This window comes from Streptomyces sp. NPDC054883 (genome assembly GCF_053610645.1).
In genome coordinates this window covers 366178-390806 of sequence record NZ_JBSGYT010000001.1, presented here as the reverse complement: position 1 = coordinate 390806, position 24629 = coordinate 366178, and the positions used below count along the sequence as shown (strand labels likewise).

General features: G+C 72.4%; 21 protein-coding genes. 15 read left to right on the top strand and 6 right to left on the bottom strand.

All coding sequences use genetic code 11. The features are described from left to right. Positions 1 to 13: 13 nt before the first annotated feature. The 7 genes from ACWGH1_RS01840 (at position 14) to ACWGH1_RS01810 (ending at position 6451) form a co-directional block, all read left to right on the top strand. Positions 14 to 793 carry an MHYT domain-containing protein gene (locus ACWGH1_RS01840; RefSeq protein WP_453351909.1) on the top strand — a complete coding sequence of 260 codons (780 nt, stop codon included), beginning with the start codon at positions 14 to 16 and terminating at the stop codon, positions 791 to 793. Between the two features lie 69 nt (positions 794 to 862). Next, positions 863 to 3406: a nitrate- and nitrite sensing domain-containing protein gene (locus ACWGH1_RS01835; protein ID WP_453351908.1), complete on the top strand. Its 2544-nt coding sequence runs from the start codon at positions 863 to 865 to the stop codon at positions 3404 to 3406. Then, the gene (locus ACWGH1_RS01830; protein ID WP_453351907.1) at positions 3406 to 3849 is read left to right on the top strand and encodes a roadblock/LC7 domain-containing protein; all 444 of its coding nucleotides are present in this window, start codon (positions 3406 to 3408) and stop codon (positions 3847 to 3849) included. The genes ACWGH1_RS01835 and ACWGH1_RS01830 overlap by 1 nt, the downstream gene beginning before the upstream one ends. Positions 3850 to 3866: 17 nt before the next feature. Next, positions 3867 to 4247: a DUF742 domain-containing protein gene (locus ACWGH1_RS01825; RefSeq protein ID WP_453351906.1), complete on the top strand. Its 381-nt coding sequence runs from the start codon at positions 3867 to 3869 to the stop codon at positions 4245 to 4247. Next, positions 4247 to 4885 carry a GTP-binding protein gene (locus ACWGH1_RS01820; RefSeq protein WP_453351905.1) on the top strand — a complete coding sequence of 213 codons (639 nt, stop codon included), beginning with the start codon at positions 4247 to 4249 and terminating at the stop codon, positions 4883 to 4885. Before ACWGH1_RS01825 ends, ACWGH1_RS01820 begins: the two co-directional genes overlap by 1 nt. A 186-nt stretch (positions 4886 to 5071) precedes the next feature. Next, a complete protein-coding gene (locus ACWGH1_RS01815) occupies positions 5072 to 5470 on the top strand; it encodes a roadblock/LC7 domain-containing protein (protein ID WP_136211471.1) in 399 nt (132 codons plus the stop codon). A 126-nt stretch (positions 5471 to 5596) separates the two neighbouring features. Beyond that, positions 5597 to 6451, top strand: a complete 855-nt coding sequence (locus tag ACWGH1_RS01810; RefSeq protein WP_453351904.1) for a DUF6397 family protein — start codon at positions 5597 to 5599, stop codon at positions 6449 to 6451. On the opposite strand, the gene ACWGH1_RS01805 is transcribed toward ACWGH1_RS01810, so the two are convergent. From ACWGH1_RS01805 to ACWGH1_RS01795, 3 genes are read right to left on the bottom strand one after another with little or no spacing between them, the layout of a single operon-like run. Next, entirely contained in the window at positions 6415 to 6816 is a 402-nt protein-coding gene (locus ACWGH1_RS01805) for a YchJ family protein (protein ID WP_453351903.1), read from the bottom strand. The genes ACWGH1_RS01810 and ACWGH1_RS01805 overlap by 37 nt on opposite strands. A gap of 8 nt (positions 6817 to 6824) precedes the next feature. Next, positions 6825 to 7763 carry an acyl-CoA thioesterase gene (locus ACWGH1_RS01800; RefSeq protein WP_453351902.1) on the bottom strand — a complete coding sequence of 313 codons (939 nt, stop codon included), beginning with the start codon at positions 7761 to 7763 and terminating at the stop codon, positions 6825 to 6827. A gap of 58 nt (positions 7764 to 7821) precedes the next feature. Further along, positions 7822 to 10344 carry a DEAD/DEAH box helicase gene (locus ACWGH1_RS01795; protein ID WP_453351901.1) on the bottom strand — a complete coding sequence of 841 codons (2523 nt, stop codon included), beginning with the start codon at positions 10342 to 10344 and terminating at the stop codon, positions 7822 to 7824. A gap of 145 nt (positions 10345 to 10489) precedes the next feature. On the opposite strand from ACWGH1_RS01795, the gene ACWGH1_RS01790 reads away from it, so the two are divergent. From ACWGH1_RS01790 to ACWGH1_RS01760, 7 genes are all read left to right on the top strand, one after another. Continuing rightward, positions 10490 to 11281 carry a metal-dependent hydrolase gene (locus ACWGH1_RS01790; RefSeq protein WP_453408338.1) on the top strand — a complete coding sequence of 264 codons (792 nt, stop codon included), beginning with the start codon at positions 10490 to 10492 and terminating at the stop codon, positions 11279 to 11281. Positions 11282 to 11346: 65 nt separating this feature from the next. Then, complete coding sequence (locus ACWGH1_RS01785) at positions 11347 to 12390, top strand: S66 family peptidase (RefSeq protein ID WP_453351899.1); 1044 nt, start codon at positions 11347 to 11349, stop codon at positions 12388 to 12390. A 254-nt stretch (positions 12391 to 12644) separates the two neighbouring features. Next, a complete protein-coding gene (locus ACWGH1_RS01780; protein WP_453351898.1) occupies positions 12645 to 13499 on the top strand; it encodes a serine/threonine protein kinase in 855 nt (284 codons plus the stop codon). Further along, on the top strand, positions 13468 to 14874 hold the full coding sequence (locus tag ACWGH1_RS01775; RefSeq protein ID WP_453351897.1) for a serine/threonine-protein kinase: 1407 nt from the start codon (positions 13468 to 13470) through the stop codon (positions 14872 to 14874). Before ACWGH1_RS01780 ends, ACWGH1_RS01775 begins: the two co-directional genes overlap by 32 nt. 204 nt (positions 14875 to 15078) lie before the next feature. Continuing rightward, the gene (locus tag ACWGH1_RS01770; protein ID WP_453351896.1) at positions 15079 to 16107 is read left to right on the top strand and encodes an LGFP repeat-containing protein; all 1029 of its coding nucleotides are present in this window, start codon (positions 15079 to 15081) and stop codon (positions 16105 to 16107) included. Between the two features lie 12 nt (positions 16108 to 16119). Next, on the top strand, positions 16120 to 17127 hold the full coding sequence (locus tag ACWGH1_RS01765) for a hypothetical protein (RefSeq protein WP_453408337.1): 1008 nt from the start codon (positions 16120 to 16122) through the stop codon (positions 17125 to 17127). Between the two features lie 34 nt (positions 17128 to 17161). Next, positions 17162 to 18148, top strand: coding sequence for an alpha/beta hydrolase (locus tag ACWGH1_RS01760; RefSeq protein ID WP_453351895.1), 987 nt, complete (start codon positions 17162 to 17164; stop codon positions 18146 to 18148). A 99-nt stretch (positions 18149 to 18247) separates the two neighbouring features. Here ACWGH1_RS01760 and ACWGH1_RS01755 read toward each other — a convergent pair whose 3' ends face one another. The 3 genes from ACWGH1_RS01755 to ACWGH1_RS01745 form a co-directional block, all read right to left on the bottom strand. Then, positions 18248 to 20029: an ABC transporter ATP-binding protein gene (locus tag ACWGH1_RS01755; protein WP_453352729.1), complete on the bottom strand. Its 1782-nt coding sequence runs from the start codon at positions 20027 to 20029 to the stop codon at positions 18248 to 18250. Then, complete coding sequence (locus tag ACWGH1_RS01750) at positions 20026 to 21879, bottom strand: ABC transporter transmembrane domain-containing protein (RefSeq protein WP_453352728.1); 1854 nt, start codon at positions 21877 to 21879, stop codon at positions 20026 to 20028. Before ACWGH1_RS01750 ends, ACWGH1_RS01755 begins: the two co-directional genes overlap by 4 nt. 158 nt (positions 21880 to 22037) lie before the next feature. Further along, positions 22038 to 22541, bottom strand: coding sequence for a MarR family winged helix-turn-helix transcriptional regulator (locus ACWGH1_RS01745; RefSeq protein ID WP_453352727.1), 504 nt, complete (start codon positions 22539 to 22541; stop codon positions 22038 to 22040). Positions 22542 to 22640: 99 nt separating this feature from the next. On the opposite strand from ACWGH1_RS01745, the gene ACWGH1_RS01740 reads away from it, so the two are divergent. Next, a complete protein-coding gene (locus tag ACWGH1_RS01740) occupies positions 22641 to 24581 on the top strand; it encodes an ABC transporter ATP-binding protein (protein WP_453352726.1) in 1941 nt (646 codons plus the stop codon). Positions 24582 to 24629: the final 48 nt, after the last annotated feature.

The window sequence follows — 24629 nt, the reverse complement described above, 5'->3', positions numbered from 1 at the left end:
GCGTCCGTTGGCCATGGGACACCTGCACCACGCCGCCTATGGCTGGCTGACACCCGCGCTGTCATACGTGATGGCCTGCATCGGCGCCGCCCTCGGGCTGCGCTGCACCGTCCGTGCCCTCGCCGCGACCGGACCCACCCGCCGCAACTGGCTCCTCACCGCCGCCTCCGCCATCGGCACCGGCATCTGGACGATGCACTTCGTCGCCATGCTCGGGTTCGAGGTCACGGGCACCGTCATCCACTACGACGTCCCGCTGACCATCCTCAGCCTCCTCGTCGCCGTGCTGGTCGTCGGTGCGGGGGTCTTTGCCGTCGGCTACGGCAAGGGCCGCGGCCGGGCCCTGGTCCTCGGCGGCCTCACCACCGGCCTGGGGGTCGCGAGCATGCACTACCTCGGTATGGCCGCCCTGCGGCTGCACGGCACGGTGTCCTACCGGCCGCTCACCGTCGGGCTCTCGGTCGCCATCGCCGTCGTCGCCGCGACGGCCGCGCTGTGGGCCGCGCTCCACATCGAGTCACCGCTGGCCGTCGCCGTCGCCTCGCTCGTCATGGGTGCGGCCGTCAGCAGCATGCACTACACCGGGATGCTGGCCGTCGCAGTCCGCGTCACCCCCTCCGACTCGGCGCTGCCCGGGGCGAGCGCCATGCAGTTCATCTTCCCCCTCGCGGTCGGGCTCGGCTCCTACCTCTTCCTCACCGCCGCGTTCGTGGCCCTGTCCCCGACCGCCGGCGAACGGGCCGCTTCGGCGTCGGCACGCAGCCTCGGGAAGAGCGCCGTGGCGGCCCGCTGAGCAGCCGGGTCCGCCCCGTAGAACGCCCGCACCGACCGTGACCACGTACCGCCCTGAACGAGGAGTCCCATGCGCACACCCCGCCGGAGACCGGAAGCAGCGCCCCCGAGACCGTCCGGGCCTCCGGCGCGCGGCCGCCGGGCGCACGCCGGACCACCGGCCGAGGAGCCGCCGGGCGGCGCGGCGGGCGAAGCCCCGCGGACCCCGGCCCCCGGCGCCCGGCCCGGGCTGCGCCTGCGCCCCGGCACCGTGCGCGCCAAGGTGGTTTCCCTGCTGATGGTCCCGGTCGTCTCGCTGCTCGGCCTGTGGGCCTTCGCGACGGTCAGCACCGCGCAGGACATCGGCCGCCTCAGCCGCGTCCAGCGGGTCGACGCGCAGATACGCGACCCCCTGACAGCAGCTCTCGCAGAACTCCAGGCCGAGCGGCGTGCGGCCGTCCGCTTCCTGGCCGATCCCGCGGCCGGGCCGGACGCCGCCCCGGAGCAGCAGGCCCGGCGCACCGACGCCGTCGTACGCCGCCTCCGGCTCGGCGACCGGAACACGGTGGCCGACTCCGGTGACCACCCGAGGGAGGTGGTCACCCGGCTCGCGGCCTTCGTGGCCGCCGCCGAAGCGCTCGGGCCGTTCCGCAAGCAGGTCACCGCCCGGGGCGTGGACCCCGGCACCGCCTACGAGACATACACCCGCGTGGCCGATTCCGCCATCGCCGCCGCCGGTGCCCTGTCCGGCGGCACGGACCCCGAACTCGGCGCCGCGGACCGGGTACTGCTGGAGTTCGGCCGCGCCGGGGAGCTGCTGTCCCGGGAGGACGCGCTGCTCGCCCTGCCGGGAGCGCGGAGCGCGGAGACGCTGCGCCGCCTGACCGGCGTCATCGAGACCCGGCGCGCAGTGACCGACTCCGCCGCCCGGGACCTGCCCGGCGCCGGGCAGCGTGCCTGGGAGAAGGTCACCGGGAGCGCCCCGTACGCGGAACTCACCGGCGCCGAGGAACGGGTGCTGAGCACGGCCGCCCCGGGGGCGGCGGCGAAGGAGGCCCACGGAGTACCCGCCGGATGGGACGCCGCCTACACCGGCGTCAGTGCCTCCCTGCGGCAGATCGCGGACGCCGCCGGGGCCGGAGCCGCCGGCCGCGCCGCCCCGTTCGCCGAAGGAGCGCTCGGAGCGTCCGGCGCAGCCGTGCTGTTGGGTCTGGCCGCGGTCGCCGCGTCCCTCTTCATCTCCGTGCGCATCGGGCGCGCCCTGGTCGTCGAGCTGGTCTCGCTGCGCAACTCCGCCCTGGAGATCGCCCACCGCAAGCTCCCGCACGCCATGGAGCGGCTGCGGTCCGGACAGGAGATCGACATCGACGCGGAGACCGCGTCCGGGCCGGCCGCGGACGACGAGATCACCCAGGTCGGCGAGGCGCTGTCCACCGTCCACCGGGCTGCCCTGAGCGCTGCCGTCGAACGCGCCGAACTCGCCGACGGAGTCAGCGGCGTCTTCGTCAACCTCGCCCGGCGCAGCCAGGTCCTGGTGCACAAGCAGCTCAGCCTGCTCGACTCGATGGAACGGCGCGCCGACGACCCGAGCGAGCTCGGCGACCTCTTCCGGCTCGACCACCTCACCACCCGGATGCGGCGGCACGCCGAGAGCCTGATCATCCTCTCCGGCGCCGCCCCCGGTCGGGCATGGCGGATGCCGGTGCCGCTGACCAGTGTCGTGCGGGCCGCCGTCTCCGAGATCGAGGACTATCCGCGCGTCGAAGTCCGCCGGCTCGCCGAGGCCGCCATCACGGGCGGCGCCGTCGCCGACCTGACCCACCTGCTCGCCGAACTCGTGGAGAACGCGGCCCAGTTCTCGCCTCCGCACACCAAGGTCCGGGTCACCGGCGAGCCGGTGGGCGCCGGTTACGTCATCGAGGTCGAGGACCGCGGGCTCGGTATGGGCAGCGCTTCGCTCGAGGAGGCGAACCGCCGCATCGAGCAGTCCGAGGCCCTCGACCTCTTCGACAGCGACCGCCTCGGACTGTTCGTGATCAGCCGGCTCGCGGCCCGGCACGGGATCCGGGTGCACCTGCGCACGTCACCGTACGGGGGAACCACCGCGGTGGTGCTGCTGCCCGACTCCGTGATGCAGGGCGCCGTCACGGCCGGCGCCGGGACACGGAAGGCGGAGGCCGCGGCCCGGACCGGAGCCGAAGCTCCCGTGCCGCCGGGAACGGGGCCCGCGGCCGGTGTCCGGCGGGACCCCGCGCGCGACATCCCGGACCCGGCTCCGGACCGGGACCCGGACCCGGCGTACGCCGAGGAGCCGGAGGGCCGGCGGCCCGCGCCGGTGGCCCCGCTCCGGCGGCGCGGTCCCGGCCGCGAGGACGTCCACGGGCAGGTCCCGGTCACCTCGTCGCCCCCCACCGCCCCGGTGACCGGACTGCCGCGCCGGGTCCGCCAGGCCAGCCTGGTCCCGCAACTGCGCGAGGTCCCCGCCCCGGTGGACCCGGCCGGGGAGCACCGCTTCGGGGACCCGCCGGGCCGCAGCCCCGAGCAGGTCCGGGACCGGATGGCGGCGTACCAGGCCGGCTGGGCCCGCGGCGCCCGGGAGAAGCCCCCGCACGAAGACAGTGAAGGAGAATGGTGATGACCGAACATCAGAGACCCGGCCCGGAGGCGGTCCACGGGTCCGGCGGGCTGGACTGGCTGCTGGACGACCTGGTGGTGCGGGTCCGGGAGGTCCGGCATGTGGTGGTCCTGTCCAATGACGGTCTAGCGGTGGGTTCCTCCAGCCGGCTGAGCCGTGAGGACGCCGAGCACCTGGCCGCCGTGGCATCGGGCTTCCAGAGTCTCGCCAAGGGCGCGGGTCGGCACTTCCACGCCGGGGGCGTGCGCCAGACGATGGTGGAGATGGAGGACGGTTTCCTGTTCGTCGCGGCCGCCGGGGAAGGTTCCTGCTTGGCCGTGCTCAGTGCCGCGGGCGCCGACATCGGACTGATCGCCTACGAGATGGCGCGGCTGGTGAAGCGCGTCGGTGAACACCTCTACACCCCGCCGCGGTTCTCGGCGCGGCCGCCGGCCGCCGGTTGAGGGCGGCGGCCGCGCGGATGGAAGGCCAGTGGTACGACGCCGAGGCGGGCCCGCTCGTGCGTCCGTACGCCATGACCGGAGGGCGCACCAAGCCGGGCCCGCACGGCGTCAGGTTCGACCTGATCGCCCTGGTCGTGGTGGACCGGTCGGGCGCGGACGCGGTGGACGAGGCGCTGCTCGGCCCCGAACACCGGGCGCTGCTCGGGCTCTGCCGGGCGCAGACGCAGTCGGTGGCGGAACTCGCCGCCGACGCAGACCTGCCGGTGGGCGTCGTGCGGGTACTGCTGGGCGACCTGCTGGAGGGCGGTCACGTGAAGGTCAACCGGCCGGTACCGCCCGCCCGGCTGCCCGACGAACGGATTCTGCGGGAAGTCATCGAAGGATTGCGAGCACTGTGATGGAACTGCAGGACGACGGACCGGCCCCGGCCGCCGGAGCGGACGCCGATTCGGCTCCGCTCGCACTCAAGATCCTCGTAGCCGGCGGTTTCGGGGCCGGCAAGACCACCCTGGTCGGAGCGGTCAGCGAGATCAGGCCGCTGCGGACCGAGGAGGCGCTCAGCCGGGCGGGGGAGCTCGTCGACGACACGGGAGGCGTCGGCCGGAAGACGACCACCACGGTGGCCATGGACTTCGGGCGGATCACCATCAGGGCCGGGCTGTCGCTGTACCTGTTCGGGACACCGGGGCAGGACCGGTTCTGGTTCCTCTGGGACGAGTTGTCACAGGGCGCGCTGGGTGCGGTGGTGCTGGCGGACACGCGCCGACTGGAGGACTGTTTTCCGGCCGTGGACTACTTCGAGCACCGGGGGATCCCGTTCGTCGTGGCCGTCAACTGCTTCACGCAGGCACGCCGGTACGGAGCGGACGAGGTGGCGCGGGCCCTGGACCTGGAGCAGGGGACACCGGTGGTGCTGTGCGACGCGCGGGACAAGGACTCGGGGAAGGAAGTGCTGGTCAGGCTGGTCGAGTATGCCGGGCGGGTGCACACCGCCCGGCTGCTCGACTCCGTGGGTCTGCCGGCCGGGCCGACTTGACCGGCGGCGGTGGGGCAGAACCGGTGCGGCGAGCGGCCCGGTCGGGCACCCGCCGTTCCTCTTGAGTCATTTCCGTGCCGGAGGTCCGTCCTCCTTGCCGGAAAGCAGCTGGTGGGGAAGGCTTGCGAACGACCGAGCAGGGCGGGGCGCGGCCACGTGGGCCGCGCTGACGGGGAGGGGCTCCACATGGCACTGGACAAGCAGCTCGACTGGCTACTGGACGATCTCACGCGCAGGGTGCCGCAAGTCCGGCACGCGGTGGTGCTGTCCAACGACGGGCTGGTCACGGGTGCGAGCGCCGGGCTGGCCCGGGAGGACGCCGAGCACCTGGCGGCGGTCGCGGCCGGACTGCAGAGCCTGGCGAAGGGCTCGGGGCGGCACTTCCGGGCGGGTGACGTCCGGCAGACGATGGTCGAGTACGACGAGGGGTTCCTGTTCGTGATGGCGGCGGGCGCGGGCAGCTGCCTGTGCGCGCTGAGTGCGGCCGAGGCGGACATCGTGCAGGTCGCGTACGAGATGACGCTGATGGTGAACCGGGTGGGCGAGCACCTGGGCGTCACGGAGCGGCGGATCACGGGAGGCTGAAGGCCCGCAGGGTCCCGGCCGCGGCCGGCTGCCAGAGCCGCAGTTATCCACAGGCCCTGCGCCCTGTCGTCGCATTCGGTTACGGTCTTCACGCAGAGTGATCGCCACTCGTGGGGGAGGACCGTGATGAAGAGTGATGTGCAGGCCTGCGCCGTCTTGGACGCGCCCGGGCGGACCGTGCCCGGAGCGCGGGCGGAGACGTCGGGGGACGCACCGCAGGAGCACCTGGCGGGTGCTGTCCGGGCGGCCCAGGAAGTCGGGCTGAAACGGGGGGAGTTCGCCCGGGCCGTGCAGCTGGGGCTGGTGCGTGCCGGCCCGCGGGCGCCCAGCGGGGCTGCCCGCTTCACCCGCGCCGAGCTGGACCGGGTCCGCGCGGCCGAAAGATTTCCCGAGGCGTTGCGCGCGCGGGTCGAGACCGTGGCCGGCGCGGACGCGGCGGCCGAGGTCCTGGGCGTCGGGCCGAGCCGGGTGACCCGGCTAGCACGCTGCGGGCACCTCATCCCGGTCGGCTACCGGATCAACCGGTACCGGGCCGTGGTCTGGCTCTACCTGGCGGCGGAACTGCGGGAGTTCGCCGTCCGCGAGGCCGGAATGCTGAGGGGAATCGCGCCCGCGGCGGACCGCGAGCTGATCGCGGCCAAGACGGACCTGCGGCCGCGGGCGTGGCGCGGCCGGCATGTGGGACTGCTGCTGAGACGAACCACCGATCCCTGGGAGCGGGCGGCCGTACTGGCCTCCGTCCTCCCGGAGGAAGAAGTGCGGGCGGTGGTGCCCGACCCGGCGGAGCGGATCGTGCTGGCCGCCCTCGCCCCACCGCCGCCGTACGGGCATCCGCAGCTTCCGGCGGCCGCGGCCGTGGCGCTGCGGCTGCTGCGGGCACAGGACCCGGACGAGATCCACTGGTACCGCACCAGCCTGGACTTCGCCCTGACAGGGGCGCGCGGTCAGTCGAAGTCGACGGGGGAGAGGGGGCCGACGTAGACCCAGGCCCCGTCCTCCCGGGAGAAGCCGCTGAGTTCGTGCAGGGATCCGGTGTGCCGGCCCTCGCGGTAGTGCGCCCGGAACTCCACCGAACCCTCCGTCTCGAACATCCCGCCACGCTCGGTGGCGAGGACCTCCAGCCGCTCCCAGCGCTGGCCCGGGTCCAGTTCGAGGCCGGCCGGGCGGGTCGAGTAATGCCAGGAGCGCAGCAGGTAGGCGGTGTTGCCGACGGCGAACGCGCTGAACCGGGAGCGCATGAGCAGTTCGGCGGTGGGAGCCTGTCGCTCACCGGAGTGGAAGCGGCCGCAGCACTGCGGATAGGCGGCGGGCAGCCCGCAGGGACAGGGGAGGGCAGGGGCGGTCACGGTGGGGCTCAGTTCTCCGGGGACGGCGGCGCGGACGAGGTGGAGGAAGCGGAGGCGGCGGACGGCGCGGCCGACGGGGCCGGATACGGACGGAAGAGGCCTTCCTGGACCACCGAGACGAGCAGCCTGCCCTCCAGGTCGTAGATACGACCGCGGGCCAGGCCCCGGCCGCCGTGCGAGATGGGGGACTCCTGGTCGTACAGGAACCACTCGTCCGCCCGGAACGGCCGGTGGAACCACATGGCGTGGTCCAGGGAGGCCATGTCGAAACCGCGCATCCCCCACAGGGGTTCGACGGGGATGCGCACGGCGTCGAGGAGGGTCATGTCACTGGCGTAGGTGAGGGCGCAGGTGTGGACGAGGGGGTCGTCGCCCAGCGGGCCGACGGCGCGCATCCACACCGCGCTGCGGGGATCGGCGTCCTTGAGCTCCTCGGGAGTCCAGCGGAGCCGGTCCACGTACCGGATGTCGAAGGGCTGCCGGCGGGCCATCCGCTCCAGCGCCTCGGGCAGCGCGCCCAGGTGCTCGCGGATCTCGTCGACCACCTTCGGGAGCGTGTCAGGGTGCGGGAAGTCCAGGCGGGGAGGCAGCTGGTGCTCGATGCCGCCCTCCTCCGGGTGATGGAAGGAAGCGGTCAGATTGAAGATGGTCTTGCCCTGCTGGACCGCGGTGACGCGGCGCGTGGTGAAGGAACGCCCGTCGCGCACCCGTTCCACCTGGTACACGATGGGTACCCCCGGGATGCCGGGGCGCAGGAAGTACGCGTGCAGCGAGTGGACGGGCCGGTCGCTCTCGGTGGTGCGTCCGGCCGCCACCAGCGCCTGGCCGGCGACCTGCCCGCCGAACACGCGCTGGAGGGACTCCTGGGGGCTGGCCCCCCGGAAGATGTTGACCTCGATCTGCTCCAGGTCGAGCAGATCGACCAGTCTCTCGGCGGGGTTCGTCATCAGGGGTTCTCCACTGTCGGGTCCGTCGGGTCCGGTGGCGCGGGCTTGCGGGGGCAGGTCAGAGCTGGCCGAGCTCGCCGACCGAGGTGACGCGGATGACCGCGCGGCCCTCCTCGTCGGAGGCCGCGAGGTCGACCTCGGCACTGATGCCCCAGCCATGGTCCCCGTTCGGGTCGGCGAAGGTCTGCCGGACGCGCCACAGGCCGTGCGCCGCGTCCTCCTCGATCTGCAGGAGCTTCGGTCCGCGCGCGTCGGGGCCGGTGCCCAGGTCGTCGTACTCGTCCCAGTAGCGGTCCAGGGCCTCGCCCCAGGCGTCGGCGTCCCAGCCGGAGTCGCCGTCCAGCTCGCCCAGTACGTTGACGTGGTCCAGGGCGGCCAGCTCCACCCGGCGGAACATGGCGTTGCGGACGAGAACCCGGAAGGCGCGCGGGTTCGCGGTGACGGGCTTGACCTGGTCGGCCTTCTCCTGGGCTTCCTCCGCCGTCTCCACCTCCGGGTTCGCCAGCTGCTCCCACTCGTCCAGCAGGCTGGAGTCCACCTGGCGCACCAGCTCGCCCAGCCAGGCGATGAGGTCCTGGAGGTCTTCGGACTTGAGGTCGTCGGGGATGGTGTGGTCCAGCGCCTTGTACGCGCTGGCCAGGTAGCGCAGCACGATGCCCTCGGTGCGGGCCAGCTCGTAGTAGGAGGTGAACTCGGTGAAGGTCATCGCCCGCTCGTACATGTCGCGGATGATCGACTTCGGGGAGACCGGGTGGTCACGAACCCAGGGGTGGCTCTTGCTGTACACGTCATAGGCGTGCAGGAGCAGCTCTTCGAGGGGCTTCGGGTACGTGACGTCCTGGAGCCGTTCCATCCGCTCCTCGTACTCGATCCCGTCGGCCTTCATCGCGCCCACGGCCATGCCGCGTTCCTTGTTCTGCTGCGCGGCCAGGATCTGGCGGGGGTCGTCCAGGGTGGATTCCACGACCGACACCATGTCCAGGGCGTAGGACGGGGATTCCGGGTCCAGCAGGTCGAAGGCGGCGAGCGCGAAGGTGGACAGCGGCTGGTTCAGCGCGAAGTCCTGCTGGAGGTCGACGGTGAGCCGGATGCTGCGGCCCTCCGCGTCCGGGGTGTCGAGCCGCTCGACCACGCCGCCGTCGAGCAGCGAGCGGTAGATGGCGATGGCCCGGCGGATGTGGCGCAGCTGGGCCTTGCGCGGCTCGTGGTTGTCCTCCAGGAGGTGGCGCATCGCCTGGAAGGCGTCGCCCGGCCGGGCGATCACCGAGAGCAGCATGATGTTGGTGACCTTGAAGCGCGAGGTGAGCGGCTCCGGGTCGGCGGCGATCAGCTTCTCGAAGGTGGTGTCCGACCACGCCACGAAGCCCTCGGGCGCCTTCTTGCGGACCACCTTGCGGCGCTTCTTCGGGTCGTCGCCGGCCTTGGCGAGCGCCTTCTCGTTCTCGATGACGTGCTCGGGCGCCTGCGCCACGACATAGCCCGCCGTGTCGAAGCCGGCCCGCCCGGCGCGGCCGGCGATCTGGTGGAACTCGCGGGCCCGCAGCGTCCGCACCCGGCTGCCGTCGTACTTGGTGAGTGCGGTGAACAGCACCGTGCGGATGGGTACGTTGACGCCCACACCGAGCGTGTCGGTACCGCAGATGACCTTCAGCAGGCCGGCCTGCGCCAGCTTCTCCACCAGGCGGCGGTACTTGGGCAGCATGCCCGCGTGGTGTACGCCGATGCCGTGGCGCACGTAGCGGGAGAGGTTCTGGCCGAACTTGGTGGTGAAGCGGAAGTTGCCGATCAACTCCGCGATCTTGTCCTTCTCCTCGCGGGTGCACATGTTGATGCTCATCAGCGACTGCGCCCGCTCGACCGCCTGGGCCTGGGTGAAGTGCACGATGTACACCGGAGCCTGCCGGGTGTCCAGCAGCTCGGTGATGGTGTCGGTGATCGGCGTGGTGACGTACTCGTACGACAGCGGGACGGGCCGGGTCGCGGAGCGGACCACCGAGGTCGGCCGCCCGGTGCGCCGGGTCAGGTCCTCCTCGAACCGCTTCATGTCGCCGAGGGTCGCCGACATCAGGACGAACTGTGCCTGCGGCAGCTCCAGCAGCGGGATCTGCCACGCCCAGCCGCGGTCCGGCTCGGCATAGAAGTGGAACTCGTCCATGACGACCTGGCCGATGTCGGCGTACTTCCCGTCGCGCAGCGCGATCGAGGCCAGTACCTCCGCGGTGCAGCAGATCACCGGCGCGTCCGCGTTCACGGAGGCGTCGCCGGTCAGCATGCCGACGTTCTCGGTGCCGAAGAGCTTGCACAGGTCGAAGAACTTCTCCGACACCAGCGCCTTGATCGGAGCGGTGTAGAAGGTGACCTTGTCCTGGGCCAGGGCGGTGAAGTGCGCACCCGCGGCGACCAGGCTCTTTCCGGAGCCGGTCGGGGTGGACAGGACCACGTTCGCCCCGGAGACGACCTCGATCAGGGCCTCCTCCTGCGCCGGGTACAGGGTGATGCCCTGGTCCTCCGCCCACGAGGAGAAAGCCTCGAAGAGGGCGTCGGGGTCGGCGGTCGGCGGGAGCTGATCAATGAGGGTCACACCCCCCATCTTGCCTGGCTTCCCGCCGGATCAGACAACCGGCGGCAGGAAGGAAGATCACCGACTGTACGCTGTGCCGTCGACGCGGCCCGAGCGAATCAGTCACCGGGGCCCGACACGACCGAACCGGGGCGGGAAAAGAAACATGATGGGTCCGGCGCACTCTCTCTCCGGCGCGGCGGCCTGGCTGGGGGTGGGGGCGGCGGCCGCGGCCGCCGGACACCCGATGCCGTGGCCCGTCCTCGTCGTCGGCGCGCTCATCTGCGCCGGAGCCGCCCTCGCTCCCGACCTCGACCACAAGTCGGCGACGATCTCGCGCGCCTTCGGGCCCCTGTCCCGGGGGCTGTGCGAGGTGGTCGACAAGATCTCCTACGCCGTCTACAAGGCGACCCGTGCCCCGCGCGACGCCCGCCGCAGCGGCGGACACCGCACCCTGACGCACACCTGGCTGTGGGCCGTGCTCATCGGCGCCGGGTCCTCCGTCATGGCGGTCACCACCGACCGCTGGGGTGTCCTGCTCCTGCTCTTCGTCCACCTGGTGCTGGCCGTCGAGGGCCTGCTGTGGCGGGCCGCCAGGATGTCCAGCGACATCCTGGTGTGGCTGCTGGGCGCTACCAGCGCTTGGATCCTGGCCGGCGTGCTCGACCAGCCCGGCAACGGCGCGGGCTGGCTGTTCGCGGAGCCCGGCCAGGAGTACCTGTGGCTGGGCCTGCCGATCGTGCTCGGAGCCCTGGTCCACGACATCGGCGACGCGCTGACCGTCTCGGGCTGCCCGATCCTGTGGCCGCTCCCCATCGCGGGCAAGCGCTGGTACCCGATCGGTCCGCCCAAGCCGATGCGCTTCCGGGCCGGCAGCTGGGTGGAGCTCAAGGTCCTCATGCCGGTGTTCATGCTCCTCGGCGCGGCGGGCGGCGCGGGCGCCCTGAACTTCATCTAGCCGCCTCCGCCGGGCCGGGGCGGGAGTCCGCGAGAAACTGGCCCGCCGCTTCCTATGATCATCGGATGACGGATCCCCGCTACCCCTCGAAGCCCCGCCCCGGAGACCGGGTCGCCGTGCTGTCCCCCTCGTCCGGTCTGCCGGGTGCCTTCCCGCTGCCCTACGAACTGGGGCTGCGCAGGCTCCGGGACGACTTCGGGTTGCAGCCGGTGGAATATCCGACGACCCGCACCATGGGCGCGACGCCCCACGCGCGCGCGGCGGACCTCCACGCGGCCTTCGCGGACCCCGGCATCAAGGCAGTGATCGCCAGCATCGGCGGCGATGACCAACTGACCGTCCTGCCGCACCTCGACCCGGGCCTCCTCCGCGCCAACCCCAAGCCGTTCCTCGGTTACAGCGACAACACCAACCTGCTGCTGTACCTGCGGAACCTGGGCATCGTCGGATATCACGGCGGCACGGTCATGGTCGAGTTCGCGCGGCCCGGCACCATGCACCCGCTGACCGCGGACTCCCTCAGGGCGGCGCTGTTCACCTCCGGCGAGTACGAGCTCACTCCCGCAGCCGGGTACGGGGACATCGGCCGTCCCTGGGACGACCCCCGCACCTTCGAGTCCGAACCCGAGATGGAACCCGCCGGTGGCTGGTCCTGGCACAACGGCGACCTCGTGGTCGAAGGGCTCAGCTGGGGCGGCAACCTGGAGATCATCTCCTGGCTGCTGATGGCCGATCGCGCGGTACTGCCCGTCGAGACATACGCCGGTGACGTGCTCTTCCTCGAAACGTCCGAAGAGATGCCGCGCGCCGAGGAGGTCTACCGGATCCTTCGGAACATGGGCGAACGCGGATTGCTCCGGCAGTTCCCCGCGCTGTTGATGGGCAGGGCGAGGAGCTGGTCGTTCGAGAACCGGCTCGACGCGCGGGAGAAGGAACACTTCCGCCGGGAACAGCGGGAAGCCGTCCTGCGTGCCCTGCGGCAGTACGCCCCCGACACCATGGTGGTGTTCGACGTGGATCTCGGCCACACCGATCCCCAGCTCGTGATCCCCGTCGGCGGACGGATCCGGGTGGACGGCCCGGCGCGCCGGATCACCGTCGTCTACTGAGCCGGCAAGGGGTGCGGTTCGCGCCGTTTCGGCGGCGGCGGGGCAGGGCGGCGGGACGGTCGAGTGGCGTCTGCGACGGCCGCGCGAACAGGTCCGTCCCGCGCCCCTACGGCCCGAAGTGACCGTACCGGGCCCGGCGGCGGCACGGTGCGTACCGGCTCATTACGGCCAAAGACCGGGCAGTGCCGGTTTCCCCGGGATGTATAACGTTCGGCGGGCGTGACGACCGCCCGTGCGGGGGCGAGGAGCGGGCTGTGAGCGGGATAGTGATCTACCTGCCGCCGGGGAGCGGCGGCACGGGCGGCGCGGAACCGGGCGACGAAGCGGTGACGTTGCGCCTCGGTCCGGGGGAAGTCGCCCGGTTCGGGCGGGGGTCGGCCTCGACGCCGGTCGAACTCCGCCTCGTCGACGCCGCGATCTCCCGGCTGGCGGGCGAGATCCGGGTGACCGACGACCACTGGCAGCTCAGCAACCTCAGCGCGACCCAGAGCTACCTCGTGGAAAACCCCGAAGGGGCCGGCGAGTACCTGAGGGTCCCGCCGCGCCGGGCCGGAGCTCCCATCCCCTTCGAGTTCTCCCGCGTCGTACTGCCCACCCGCCGCGACACCACCGTCTCCTTCCAGGTGTTCGCCCCCGACCACGTCTACCTCGACCCGGGCGCCCTGGGCGGCGCCGGCGGCCAGTGGGGCGGCCGCACCGTGACCGCGTACTCCCTGGACGAGACGGCCACCTACTTCCTCGTCCTGGTGGCGCTCTGCGAACCGCGGCTGCGCGACGAGTCACCGGTCGCGGTGCCCACCACGCCCCAGATCGTCGAACGGCTCAGGGACCACCCGGCCTGCGGCCGGCTCACGGCACGCGCGGTCAGCTCGCACATCGACTACCTCGCCGAGGAGAAGATGCGGGTCGCCCCGCCCGTCGAGCAGGACCCCGGCCGCGGAGCCCGCCGCAACGGCAAACGGGAGTCGATCGTCGGCCTCGCCCTGCGGTTCGGGCTCGTACGGGAAGAGCACCTGGCGCTCCTGCCGCCCCGGAACGGGACGAGCCCGCGCACCGAGCCGACCGGAGGAGGGGAAGGTGCACGGCCCGGCCGACACCTCGGGAAGTGACTGTACGGAGCTGCTTCCGCGCGGCTACCGCGTCGGGCGCTGGGAAGTCACCGGGCCGATCGCGGCCGGTGGCTGGGGAACGGTCTACGCCGGCCGCCCGATCGGCGCGGAGAATCCCGTGGGGGACGGGGTCGCGCTCAAGTTCCTGCCGACCTCCGGGCTCGCCCCGCGCCAGGCCCGCAGCGTCGTGGACACCGCCCGGCGCGAGGTGGAACTCGGCCGCCGAGCGGGCCACCCCAGGCTGATCCGGCTCCTGGACTCCGTCGTGCTCAGCGAGCCGGACCACCCGTTCCTGGACGGTGCGCTCGTCCTCGTCATGGAGCGGGCCCGGCACAGCCTGCGGGACCTCCTGCGGGCGGGCGCCGTCAGCGAGCCCGAAGGCGCGCGGCTGATCACCGGGATCTGTGAGGGTCTCGCCCACCTGCACCGCACCGGCTGGGTACACGGAGACCTCAAACCGGACAACGTCCTGCTCATGGCTGACGGTTCGGTCAGACTCTCCGACTTCGGTCTCGCCGCCGAACTCACCGGCACCCGCGGCACCCACGGCTACGCGCCCCCGATGGGCACCTTCGACTACCTCCCGCCCGAGCGCTGGAAGGCCCCCCTCGGCGAACACGGCGTCCAAGTCCGGCCGAGCGCCGACATCTGGGCCCTCGGGATAGTGATCCACGAGGTGTTCGCGTCCGGTACCCCGCCCTTCCCCGGCGCCACGCCCATGGCGCGCGGCGCCGCGGCGCAGGAGTACGCCGACGGGCGCGCCCCCCTGCGCCTGGACCCCGCCGTACCGCCCTTCTGGCGCGCCCTGACCGCCGACTGCCTGGCCCCCACCCACGCCGCCCGCGCCGCCCACACGGCGGAGAGCCTGCTGGCGCGCGTCACCGCCCGGCCGGACGCCCCGAAAGAACCCCGGCAGACCACCACGCGCCGGATGCGCAGGGCCGTCCGAGCCGTCCTCGTGTCCGCGCTGGTGTGCGGGACGGCCGCGGCGAGCGGACCGTACGCCCCACCTGACGCCCCGTCCGGCCCCATCCGAGCCGCAGGCCGCATCCGGGTGTTCAACGCCGAACCGAGCTGCACCGCCCGCACCGACCGGGACCCCGACTGCAGCCTCGGTCTCGCCGTCGACCCCCAGCGGCCCTACACCTCGGACAACGTGGTCCCGACCCGGGTGTGGCAAGGCGACGAGCTGGCCGTCGACTGCCTGCTCGCGCACGGCATTCCCATCATCGACGAGCGGGACACCTGGTCCCCCCAGTGGTTCCGCGTCCGCCTGCCCGCCGGCTCGGCCCGGCCCACCGCCTGGCTGCCCGCCGTACGCACCAAGGACCGCCCCGACGTCCCGCCGTGCCCGGCCCCGGCCTCCGGACGCTGACCCGGGCCGCGCAGCCGGTCGTACCGCCCATCCCTATCGGAGACGCTCCGGCGCTGTCACTCCGGATCGTTCCGGATGCCCTGGCCGGCCCGCCCGCGGCTAGCTTGCGGCTGTCGGTGGGCCGGCCGCGCACGCAGCCCGTTCGCCCCGGTACGCCGAACGCCCCCGCACCACACCGTGATTCCGATGCAAAGGAGCTGCAACGTGCGTGGCACAACAGCTGGGCGCGCGAGATCCGTGACGGCGGTCCTCCTGGTCGCTGCGGCCGTGTCCGCCCTCGGCGGCGGCCCCGCGTCCGCCCGCACCGCGGCCGGCGTGCCCGGCCCCCTCGGGCACGCCAGGACGGCCGAGTCGTACTGCGACATCCCCCCGGACCGGGACATCAACGTGACCCGCAAGGTCTACGAGGTCGGACAGCGCCGGGGAGTGTCCGACAAGGTGATGCTGGCCGGCTTCGAGACCGGCTGGGTGGAATCCCGGATGAACAACCTGGACTGCGGCGACCGGGATTCGCTGGGCGTCTTCCAGCAGCGGCCCTCCCAGGGCTGGGGCTCCCCGGAGCAGGTCCTGGACGTCGACTACGCGGCGAACAAGTTCTTCGAGGTGGCCCAGCAGATGGAGCCCGGCATGGAGGGCAGCAGCGCCGGGGAACTCGCCCAGGCCGTCCAGCGGTCCGGCTACCCGGAACGCTACCCCCAAGCGGAGGACGTCGCCCGGCAGATGCGGGACGAGGCCTTCCAGCCCTACGGGACGATCGGCGCCAAGTACTACGGCACGGGCGGCCACGACGGCCCCCTCGGATGGCCGCTGCGCGCCGAGGAGGCCGCCCAGCTCGGCGGGCGGTTCCAGCTGTTCCAGAACGGGATCGTGATCTGGCATCCGGATGCGGCGTTCGCGGTGTACGGGGAGATCCTGAACAAGTTCTGGGCGTCGGACGCGGAGCGTCGTTGGGGTTTCCCGACGATGGACGAGGCGGATGCGGCGCAGGCGCCGGACGGGACGCGGGGCCGGTACCAGTTCTTCGAGCAGGGCCTGTTCATGTGGTCGCCGCAGACGGGCACGCACGTGGTGCACGGTGCGATCTACCAGGCGTTCCACGCGGGTGGTCACGAGGGCGTGTTCGGCTACCCGGCCGGTGACGAGAGCGACGAGCCGGGCGGCAAGGTCCAGCGGTTCCAGAAGGCCTCCATCCACTGGAGCCCCGACCGGGGCACCTGGACCACCACCAACTGACCGGGAGAAGCCATGAGATCGCTGATCCTCCGGCGCCTGGCCAAGGCCACGGCGCCGCTGCTCGCCGCCCTCGCGGTCACGCTCTTCCCGGCACCCGCCGCGAGCGCCTCCGAACCGGACGGCTCGATCGGGCGCGGAGAGGTCATGGACCGCGCCTGGTCCTGGGTCGCCGAGCAGGTGCCCTACAGCCAGAGCGGCTGCTACCCCAACCAGTTCGGCTGCTACCGCCCCGACTGCTCGGGCTTCGTGTCGATGGCCTGGCACCTGGGTTCGTCACTGACGACCTGGAGCCTGTGGAACGTCACCTCCGACATTCCCGCAGCCGACCTGCAGCCGGGCGACGCCCTGCTGCGCGACTCCGACGGCACCGACCACGTGGCGCTGTTCGTCCGGTGGGCCGACGCCGCCCACACCCAGCCGGTGGTGCGCGAGACGTACGACTTCGGGCACGTGGCCGAGGAGCGGGTGTGGGGCAACGGCCTGCGCGGATTCACGCCCCGGCGCTACAACACGCTGGACGACCTGATGCCGTACGGCGCGATCAGGGTCAAGTACGACGGCATGGGCGGCCTGGACAGCGTGCTGGGGCCGCCGACTTCCGGTGAACGCGACTCCATGATGGGCGGCCGCTTCCAGGGCTTCCGCAACGGGATCGTGATCTGGCATCCGGATGCGGCGTTCGCGGTGTACGGGGAGATCCTGAACAAGTTCTGGGCGTCGGACGCGGAGCGTCGTTGGGGTTTCCCGACGATGGACGAGGCGGATGCGGCGCAGGCGCCGGACGGGACGCGGGGCCGGTACCAGTTCTTCGAGCAGGGCCTGTTCATGTGGTCGCCGCAGACGGGCACGCACGTGGTGCACGGTGCGATCTACCAGGCGTTCCACGCGGGTGGACACGAGGGCGTGTTCGGCTACCCGGCCGGTGACGAGAGCGACGAGCCGGGCGGCAAGGTCCAGCGGTTCCAGAAGGCCTCCATCCACTGGAGCCCCGACCGGGGCACCTGGACCACCACCAACTGACGTAACAGCCTTACCCATCGACCAGGAGGTCACCGTGAGCGAGCACCGCCCCACCCGCAGGAGCGTTCTGAAGTCCGTCGGCGGACTCTCCGCCGCCATGGCCCTCGGCGGCGCGGGCGTCCTCGGGACGGCATCGGCGGCGAGCGCGGCCGGAGACGGTTTCGGGCTGCGCATCGTCGACCACAACGAGGGCGACGCCCGCATGTGGTACTACCGCTTCCAGACCGACGCGATCGGCTGGCAGCCCGCCGTCAACGTCCTGCTCCCCGACGACTACCACACCAGCGGACGCACCTACCCCGTCCTCTACCTCTTCCACGGCGGCGGCACCGACCAGGACTTCATCACCTTCGACCGGCTCGGTATCCGTGCCTGGACCGCCGGCAGGCCGATCATCGTGGTCATGCCGGACGGCGGACACGCGGGCTGGTACTCCAACGCCGTCAGCTCCAACACCGGCCCCCGCAACTGGGAGGCCTTCCACATCAACCAGCTGCTGCCCTGGGTCGAGGCGAACTTCCGGACGTTCGCCGAGTACGACGGCCGCGCCGTCGCCGGGTTCTCGATGGGCGGCTTCGGCGCCCTCAAGTACGCGGCCAAATACTGGGGCCACTTCGCCTCGGTGAGCTCCCACTCCGGGCCCGCCAGCGTGCGCCGGGACAACGGGGCGGTCGTGCACTGGGCCAACCTGTCCTCCGCCGCGCTCGACCTGGCCGGCGGCACCGTCTACGGCGTGCCCTGGGACCAGGCCCGGGTCACCGCGGACAACCCGGTCGAGCGCATCGAGAGCTACCGCAACAAGCGGGTCTTCCTCGTCGCCGGAACCAGCCCCGACCCGACCAACGCGTTCGACTCGTTCAACGAAACGCAGGTCCTCGCGGGCCAGCGGGAGTTCCGCGGCCTTCTCGACCGGGCCGGGATCCCGCACGAGTGGCACGAGGAGCCCGGCGGCCACTTCGTCCGCGACTACATGATGTGGCGCGACCTCGACGGCATCATCGACCGCCTCCGCAAGGCATAGGGGCGCCCCGAGCGGCCGCGCGGACGCCACCGACCCACGCGTGGCGTCCGCGCGGTCCCGCCCCACGGCGCGGTCCCGCCGCACCCGCGCGGCAGGGCCTCACCCGTGCCAGGACCGCCACAGCGCCGCGTAGGCGCCGTCCGCAGCGACGAGTTCCCCGTGCGAGCCGGACTCGCTGATCCGGCCGTCCTCGACCACCGCGATCACATCCGCGTCGTGCGCGGTGTGCAGCCGGTGCGCGATCGCGATGACCGTACGGCCCTCCAGTACCCGGGCCAGCGAACGCTCCAGGTGCCGGGCCGCCCGCGGATCCAGCAGCGAGGTGGCCTCGTCCAGCACCAGCGTGTGCGGATCCGCCAGCACCAGCCGGGCCAGCGCCACCTGCTGCGCCTGGGCCGGAGTCAGCGCCGCGGCGCCCGAACCGACCTCGGTGTCCAGCCCCGCCTCCAGGGCCCGCGCCCAGCCGTCCGCGTCCACCGCCGCCAGCGCCGACCACAGTTCGCCGTCCCGGGCACCGGTCCGCGCCAGCCGCAGGTTGTCCCGGAGCGAGCCGACGAAGACGTGGTGCTCCTGGTTGACCAGCGCCACGTGCTCGCGCACCCGCTCCGCCGGCATCCGCGACAGCCGCGCCCCGCCGAGGGTGACCTCGCCGGCCCGTGGCGCGTAGATGCCCGCCAGCAGCCGGCCCAGGGTCGACTTGCCCGCACCCGACGGCCCGACCAGCGCCATCCGGGTCCCCGGCGGCACGGACATCGACACCCGGTGCAGGACGTCCACGCCCTCGCGGTAGCCGAAGCGCACCTCATCGGCCCGGACCGTCCGCCCCTGCGGGGAGACGCTCGCGTCACCGCCGTCGGGCTCGATCTCGCGGATGCCGACGAGGCGCCCCAGCGACACCTGCGCGACCTGTAGTTCGTCGTACCAGCGCAGGATCAGTCCGATCGGGTCGACCATCATCTGGGCCAGCAGTGCGCCGGTCGTCAGCTGCCCCACCGACATCCAGCCGCGCAGTACGCAGTAGCCGCCGATCATCAGCACGGAGCCGAGGATCGTCACGTAGGTGACGTTGATGACGGGGAACAGCACGGACCGCAGGTACAGGGTGTAGCGCTCCCACGCGGTCCACTGGCGGATGCGCTGTTCCGACAGCGCCACCCGGCGCCGCCCGAGCCGGTGCGCCTCGATCGTGCGCCCCGCGTCCACCGTCTCGGTCAGCGCCGCCGAGACCGCCGCGTAGCCGGCCGCCTCGGAGCGGTACGCGGCGGGCGCCCGCCGGAAGTACCAGCGGCAGCCGGCCACCAGCACCGGCAGCGCCACCAGCGCGGCCAGCGCCAGCGGCGGCGCGGTCACCGCCAGCGCCCCGAAGAGCAGCCCCGCCCACACCACGCCGACGGACAGCTGCGGCACGGCCTCCCGCATCGCGTTGGCCAGCCGGTCGATGTCGGTGGTGATCCGTGACAGCAGGTCACCGGTCCCGGCCCGCTCCAGCACGCCGGGCGGCAGCCCGACCGAACGCACGAGGAAGTCCTCGCGCAGGTCGGCCAGCATTTCCTCGCCGAGCATCGCCCCGCGCAGCCGGACCAGGCGTACGAAGCAGGTCTGGACGGCGAGTGCCAGCGCGAACAGCAGGCCCACGCGCGCCAGGTGCAGTTCGCGCGCCCCCGCCGCGAGGTCGTCGACGACCCGCCCGAGCAGGTACGGACCCGCCATGGAGGCGATCACCGCGACCGTGTTGACGCCCACCAGCAGCACGAAGGCCCGCCGGTGCCGTCGCAACAGGCCGCGCACATAGCCCCGTACGGTCGCCGACGTGCCGACGGGCAGCGTCGGGGCCGACTCGGGGGCCGCCGGATCGTAGTGCGGCGGTGCGAGGCCGATCATGCGGATCCCTCGATTTCGGTGAGTTCTTCGTCGAGCCGGTCGGTGATCTCCGCGTCCAGCGCGGTCAGGGGCAGCCCGTCGGGGCGCTGTTCCTGCTCGCTCTCGCGGGTGACGACCGCCCGGTACCGCGGCTCCTCGCGCAGCAGTTCGCGGTGGGTCCCGGCCGGCAGGGCCACGCCCCCGTGGATCAGGACGACCCGGTCGGCGCGGTCCAGCACCAGCGGCGAGGAGGCCAGGACCACGGTCGTGCGCCCGGCGCGCAGTCCCGCGATGCCGTCGGCGATGCGCGCCTCCGTGTGCGAGTCGACCGCCGAGGTCGGCTCGTCCAGCACCAGCACGTCCGGGTCGGTGACCAGCGAGCGGGCCAGCGCGAGCCGTTGGCGCTGGCCGCCCGACAGCGACCGTCCCCGCTCGGTGATCCGGGCGTCCATCGGGTCCCGCACGCCCTCGGGGGCAGACTGGAGCACGGCCTCCAGTACGTCGCCGCACTGGGCGGCCGTCAGTGCCGCCGCCGGGGTCACCGCCCCCGACGCCGGTACGTCGAACAGCTCGCGCAGCGTGCCGGACAGCAGGACCGGGTCCTTGTCCTGTACGAGGACCAGCCGGCGCGCCGTGTCCAGCGCGAGCTCGTCCAGTGCCACGCCTCCCAGCAGCACCGACGCCCGGTCGTCCCGGGCGCCCGTGGGATGGCCGCCCAGGCGTTCCGCGAGCCGCCCCGCGAGGTCGGGGTCCCCGCACACCACGGCGGTGAACCGGCCCGCGGGAGCCAGCAGCCCGGTCTGCGGGTCGTACAGGTCCCCGCCCGGAGCGGGGGCCCGGACGGGAGCGGCGGCCTTCGCCGGCGTCCCGGCCCCGTCGCGCGTCAGGCGCAGTACGCGGGCCGCGCGGGTGGCGGAGGGCCGCGAGAACGAGTAGGCCATGGCGATCTCCTCCACGCTGCGCAAGGGGTACAGCAGCAGCGACACCGCGCTGAACACCGCGACGAGTTCACCGACCGCGAGCCGTTCGTCCAGGACGAGCGAGGAGCCGTACCAGACCACCGTGATCAGCAGCACTCCCGGCAGGAACACCTGGACGGCCGAGATCAGGGCCCACATGCGCGCACTGCGCACCGCGGCCGTACGTACCTCCTGCGAGGCCTCGCGGTAGCGGCCCAGGAACAGTTCCTCGCCGCCGATGCCGCGCAGGACGCGCAGCCCCGCCACGGTGTCCGAGGCCAGTTCCGTCGCCTTGCCCGCCTTCTCCCGCTGGACGTCGGCGCGCCGGGTGGCACGGGGGAGCAGGGGCAGGGAGGACAGGGCCAGCAGCGGCATCCCGACGGCGACGACGACGCCGAGGGAGGGCGCGTACAGCACGAGGGCCACGCAGACGGCGACGATGGCGACGGCCGCCGCGAGGAAGCGGGAGACCGCTTCGACGAACCAGCCGATCTTCTCCACGTCGGCCGTCGATACGGCGACCACCTCACCGGCCGCCACCTGGCGGGTCAGGGCGGAGCCCAGGTCGGCGGTCTTGCGGGCGAGCAGTTGCTGCACCCGGGCGGCGGCGGTGATCCAGTTGGTGACGCTGGTCCGGTGCAGCATGGTGTCGCCGAGGGAGATGGCGACACCGAGCAGCGCGATCAGCGCGCCGACGAGCAGCAGCCGGTGGCCGTCGCCTTGCACGGCCGCCTCGACGCCGAGGCCGACCGCGAACGGCAGTCCGGCGATGGCGCAGTGGTGGAGCAGGCCCCAGCCCAGGCTCCTGGCCTGCCCGCCCAGTTGGGTACCGCCCAGCCAGAGCAGGAACCGGGGGCCGGAGCGGGCGTCGGGTACTCCGGGATCCGGATGCGGAAGATCGCTGATCTGCATGACGCCCCATGACGGTCGAGTGGCTCAAACCACACAAGGTTCGTCTTCCGGACCAGGCCCCGGCAAACGATTTTCTTGCCGCGGGGGACGTCGGCAACGAGGTTTACGGGCGCTCCGGTTGCTATGCAGGCAGGTCAACTGCCGTCCAGCCGGGGCCTTCAGCAGCCGTGCTCCGCCGGAGCGCCGGCCAGGGCGTCGAGCAGACCGCCGAGCACCTCGCGCTGCGCGGCGGTCAAGGGAGCGAGGATCTCCTCGGCCGCGGCGGTCCGCGCGTTGCGCAGGCGGCGCAGGGTGGACCGTCCGGTGTCGGTCAGCTCGATCCGGATGACCCGCCGGTTGGCGGGGTCGGGCACCCGGCGCACGCAGTCGGCCGCCTCCAGGCCGTCGACCAGCGTGGTCACGGCCCGGGGGACGACTTCGAGGCGGGCGGCGAGCTCCGCCATCCGGGGCGGTTCGCCGCTGTCGTAATGCGAGACCAGCCGGAGCAGCCTTGACTGGGCTGGAGTGATCCCGAGGGGTTCGAGATGGCGCTTCTGGATGCGGTGGAGCCGGCGGGTCAGGCGCAGCAGCTGTTCGGCGAGGACGCCGTCGTCGCTGTCGGGCGCATCGACGCCGTCGGCGCCGTCCGGGCTGGTCACGGTGGAATCGGAAGCGGTGCTCATGCTGCGGTCCTCATAATGGGAAGAGTATCAGGACCAGACTCATTGTGAGCATAGGTAACAATGAGCTATGCTCAGCGGAGTCTCGTCAGAAGGAGGCCCATGCGCCCCAAAGAACCCGAATGGACGCCGTCCAGGGAATCCCTCGATCCCAACCGCCCGGACCCGGCGGAGCAGCCCCGCCAGTTGCGCCGCATCATGGGCCTGTTCCGGCCCTACCGCGGCCGCCTCGCCGTGGTCGGCGCGCTCGTCGCCGCCTCCTCGCTGGTCGCCGTCGCCTCGCCGTTCCTGCTCAAGGCGATCCTCGACGTGGCGATCCCGCAGGGGAGGACGGGCCTGCTGAGCCTGCTCGCCCTCGGCATGATCCTCACCGCCGTGGTCACCAGCGTGTTCGGCGTGCTCCAGACCCTGATCTCCACCACCGTCGGCCAGCGCGTGATGCACGACCTGCGCACCGCCGTCTACGCCCAGCTCCAGCGCATGCCGCTGGCCTTCTTCACCCGCACGCGTACCGGTGAGGTCCAGTCCCGGATAGCCAACGACATCGGTGGCATGCAGGCCACCGTCACCTCCACCGCGACGTCCCTGGTCTCCAACCTCACGGCCGTGATCGCCTCCATCGTCGCGATGCTCGCCCTCGACTGGCGGCTGACCCTGGTCTCGCTCGTGCTGCTGCCCGTCTTCGTCTGGATCAGCCGGCGGGTCGGGCGTGAGCGCAAGAAGATCACCACCCAGCGGCAGAAGCAGATGGCGGCCATGGCCGCCACGGTCACCGAGTCCCTGTCGGTCAGCGGCATCCTGCTCGGCCGCACCATGGGCCGGGCGGACTCCCTGACCCAATCCTTCTCCGAGGAATCCGAGAAGCTGGTCGGCCTCGAAGTGCGCTCCAGCATGGCCGGACGCTGGCGGATGTCCACGATCGGCATCGTCATGGCCGCCATGCCCGCGCTCATCTACTGGGCCGCCGGCATAGCCCTCCAGACCGGTGCGCCGTCGCTTTCCGTCGGTACCCTCGTCGCCTTCGTCACCCTCCAGCAGGGCCTGTTCCGGCCCGCGGTGAGCCTGCTGTCGACCGGTGTGCAGATCCAGACCTCGCTCGCGCTGTTCGCCCGCATCTTCGAGTACCTCGACCTGCCGGTGGACATCACCGAACGCGAGGACGCGGTGCGCATCGGCCGCGCGAAGGGCGAGGTCCGGCTGGAGGACGTGCACTTCGCCTACGACGGCAAGAGCGGGCCCACGCTCACCGGCATCGACGTCACCGTCCCGGCCGGTAGCTCCCTCGCGGTGGTCGGCCCCACCGGTTCCGGCAAGAGCACCCTCAGCTACCTGGTGCCCCGGCTCTACGACGTCACCGGCGGACGGGTCGCCCTCGACGGGATCGATGTCCGCGACCTCGACTTCGACTCGCTGGCCCGGTCCATAGGCGTGGTCTCCCAGGAGACCTACCTCTTCCACGCCTCCGTCGCCGACAACCTGCGCTTCGCCAAGCCCGACGCCACCGACGAGGAGATAGCCGAGGCTGCCCGCGCCGCCCAGATCCACGACCACATCGAGTCCCTGCCCGACGGGTACGACACGCTGGTCGGTGAACGCGGCTACCGGTTCTCCGGAGGCGAGAAGCAGCGCCTGGCCATCGCCCGCACCATCCTGCGCGACCCGCCGGTCCTGATCCTCGACGAGGCGACCAGCGCGCTGGACACCCGTACCGAGCACGCGGTGCAGCAGGCCATCGACAAGCTGTCCGCGGGCCGCACCACCATCACCATCGCGCACCGGCTCTCCACCGTGCGCGACGCCGACCAGATCGTGGTCCTGGACGCCGGACGCATAGCCGAACGCGGTACGCACGAGGAACTCCTCGCCGCCGACGGACGGTACGCCGCCCTCGTCCGCCGGGACCGGGACGCCGAGTCGGCGCCGCGGCCGGCCGACGGCGAGCCCGCCTCCCGTACCGGCACGCCGCATACGAAGACGCTGAACGGGAACACCGCTCGCGGCGGCCCGGCGGAGGAAGCCGTGCCGGCCCCGGTGAACGTGTGACGGTATGACGGGCACACCGGCCGGCTGCCCGGAATGTGGCCCCCGGCG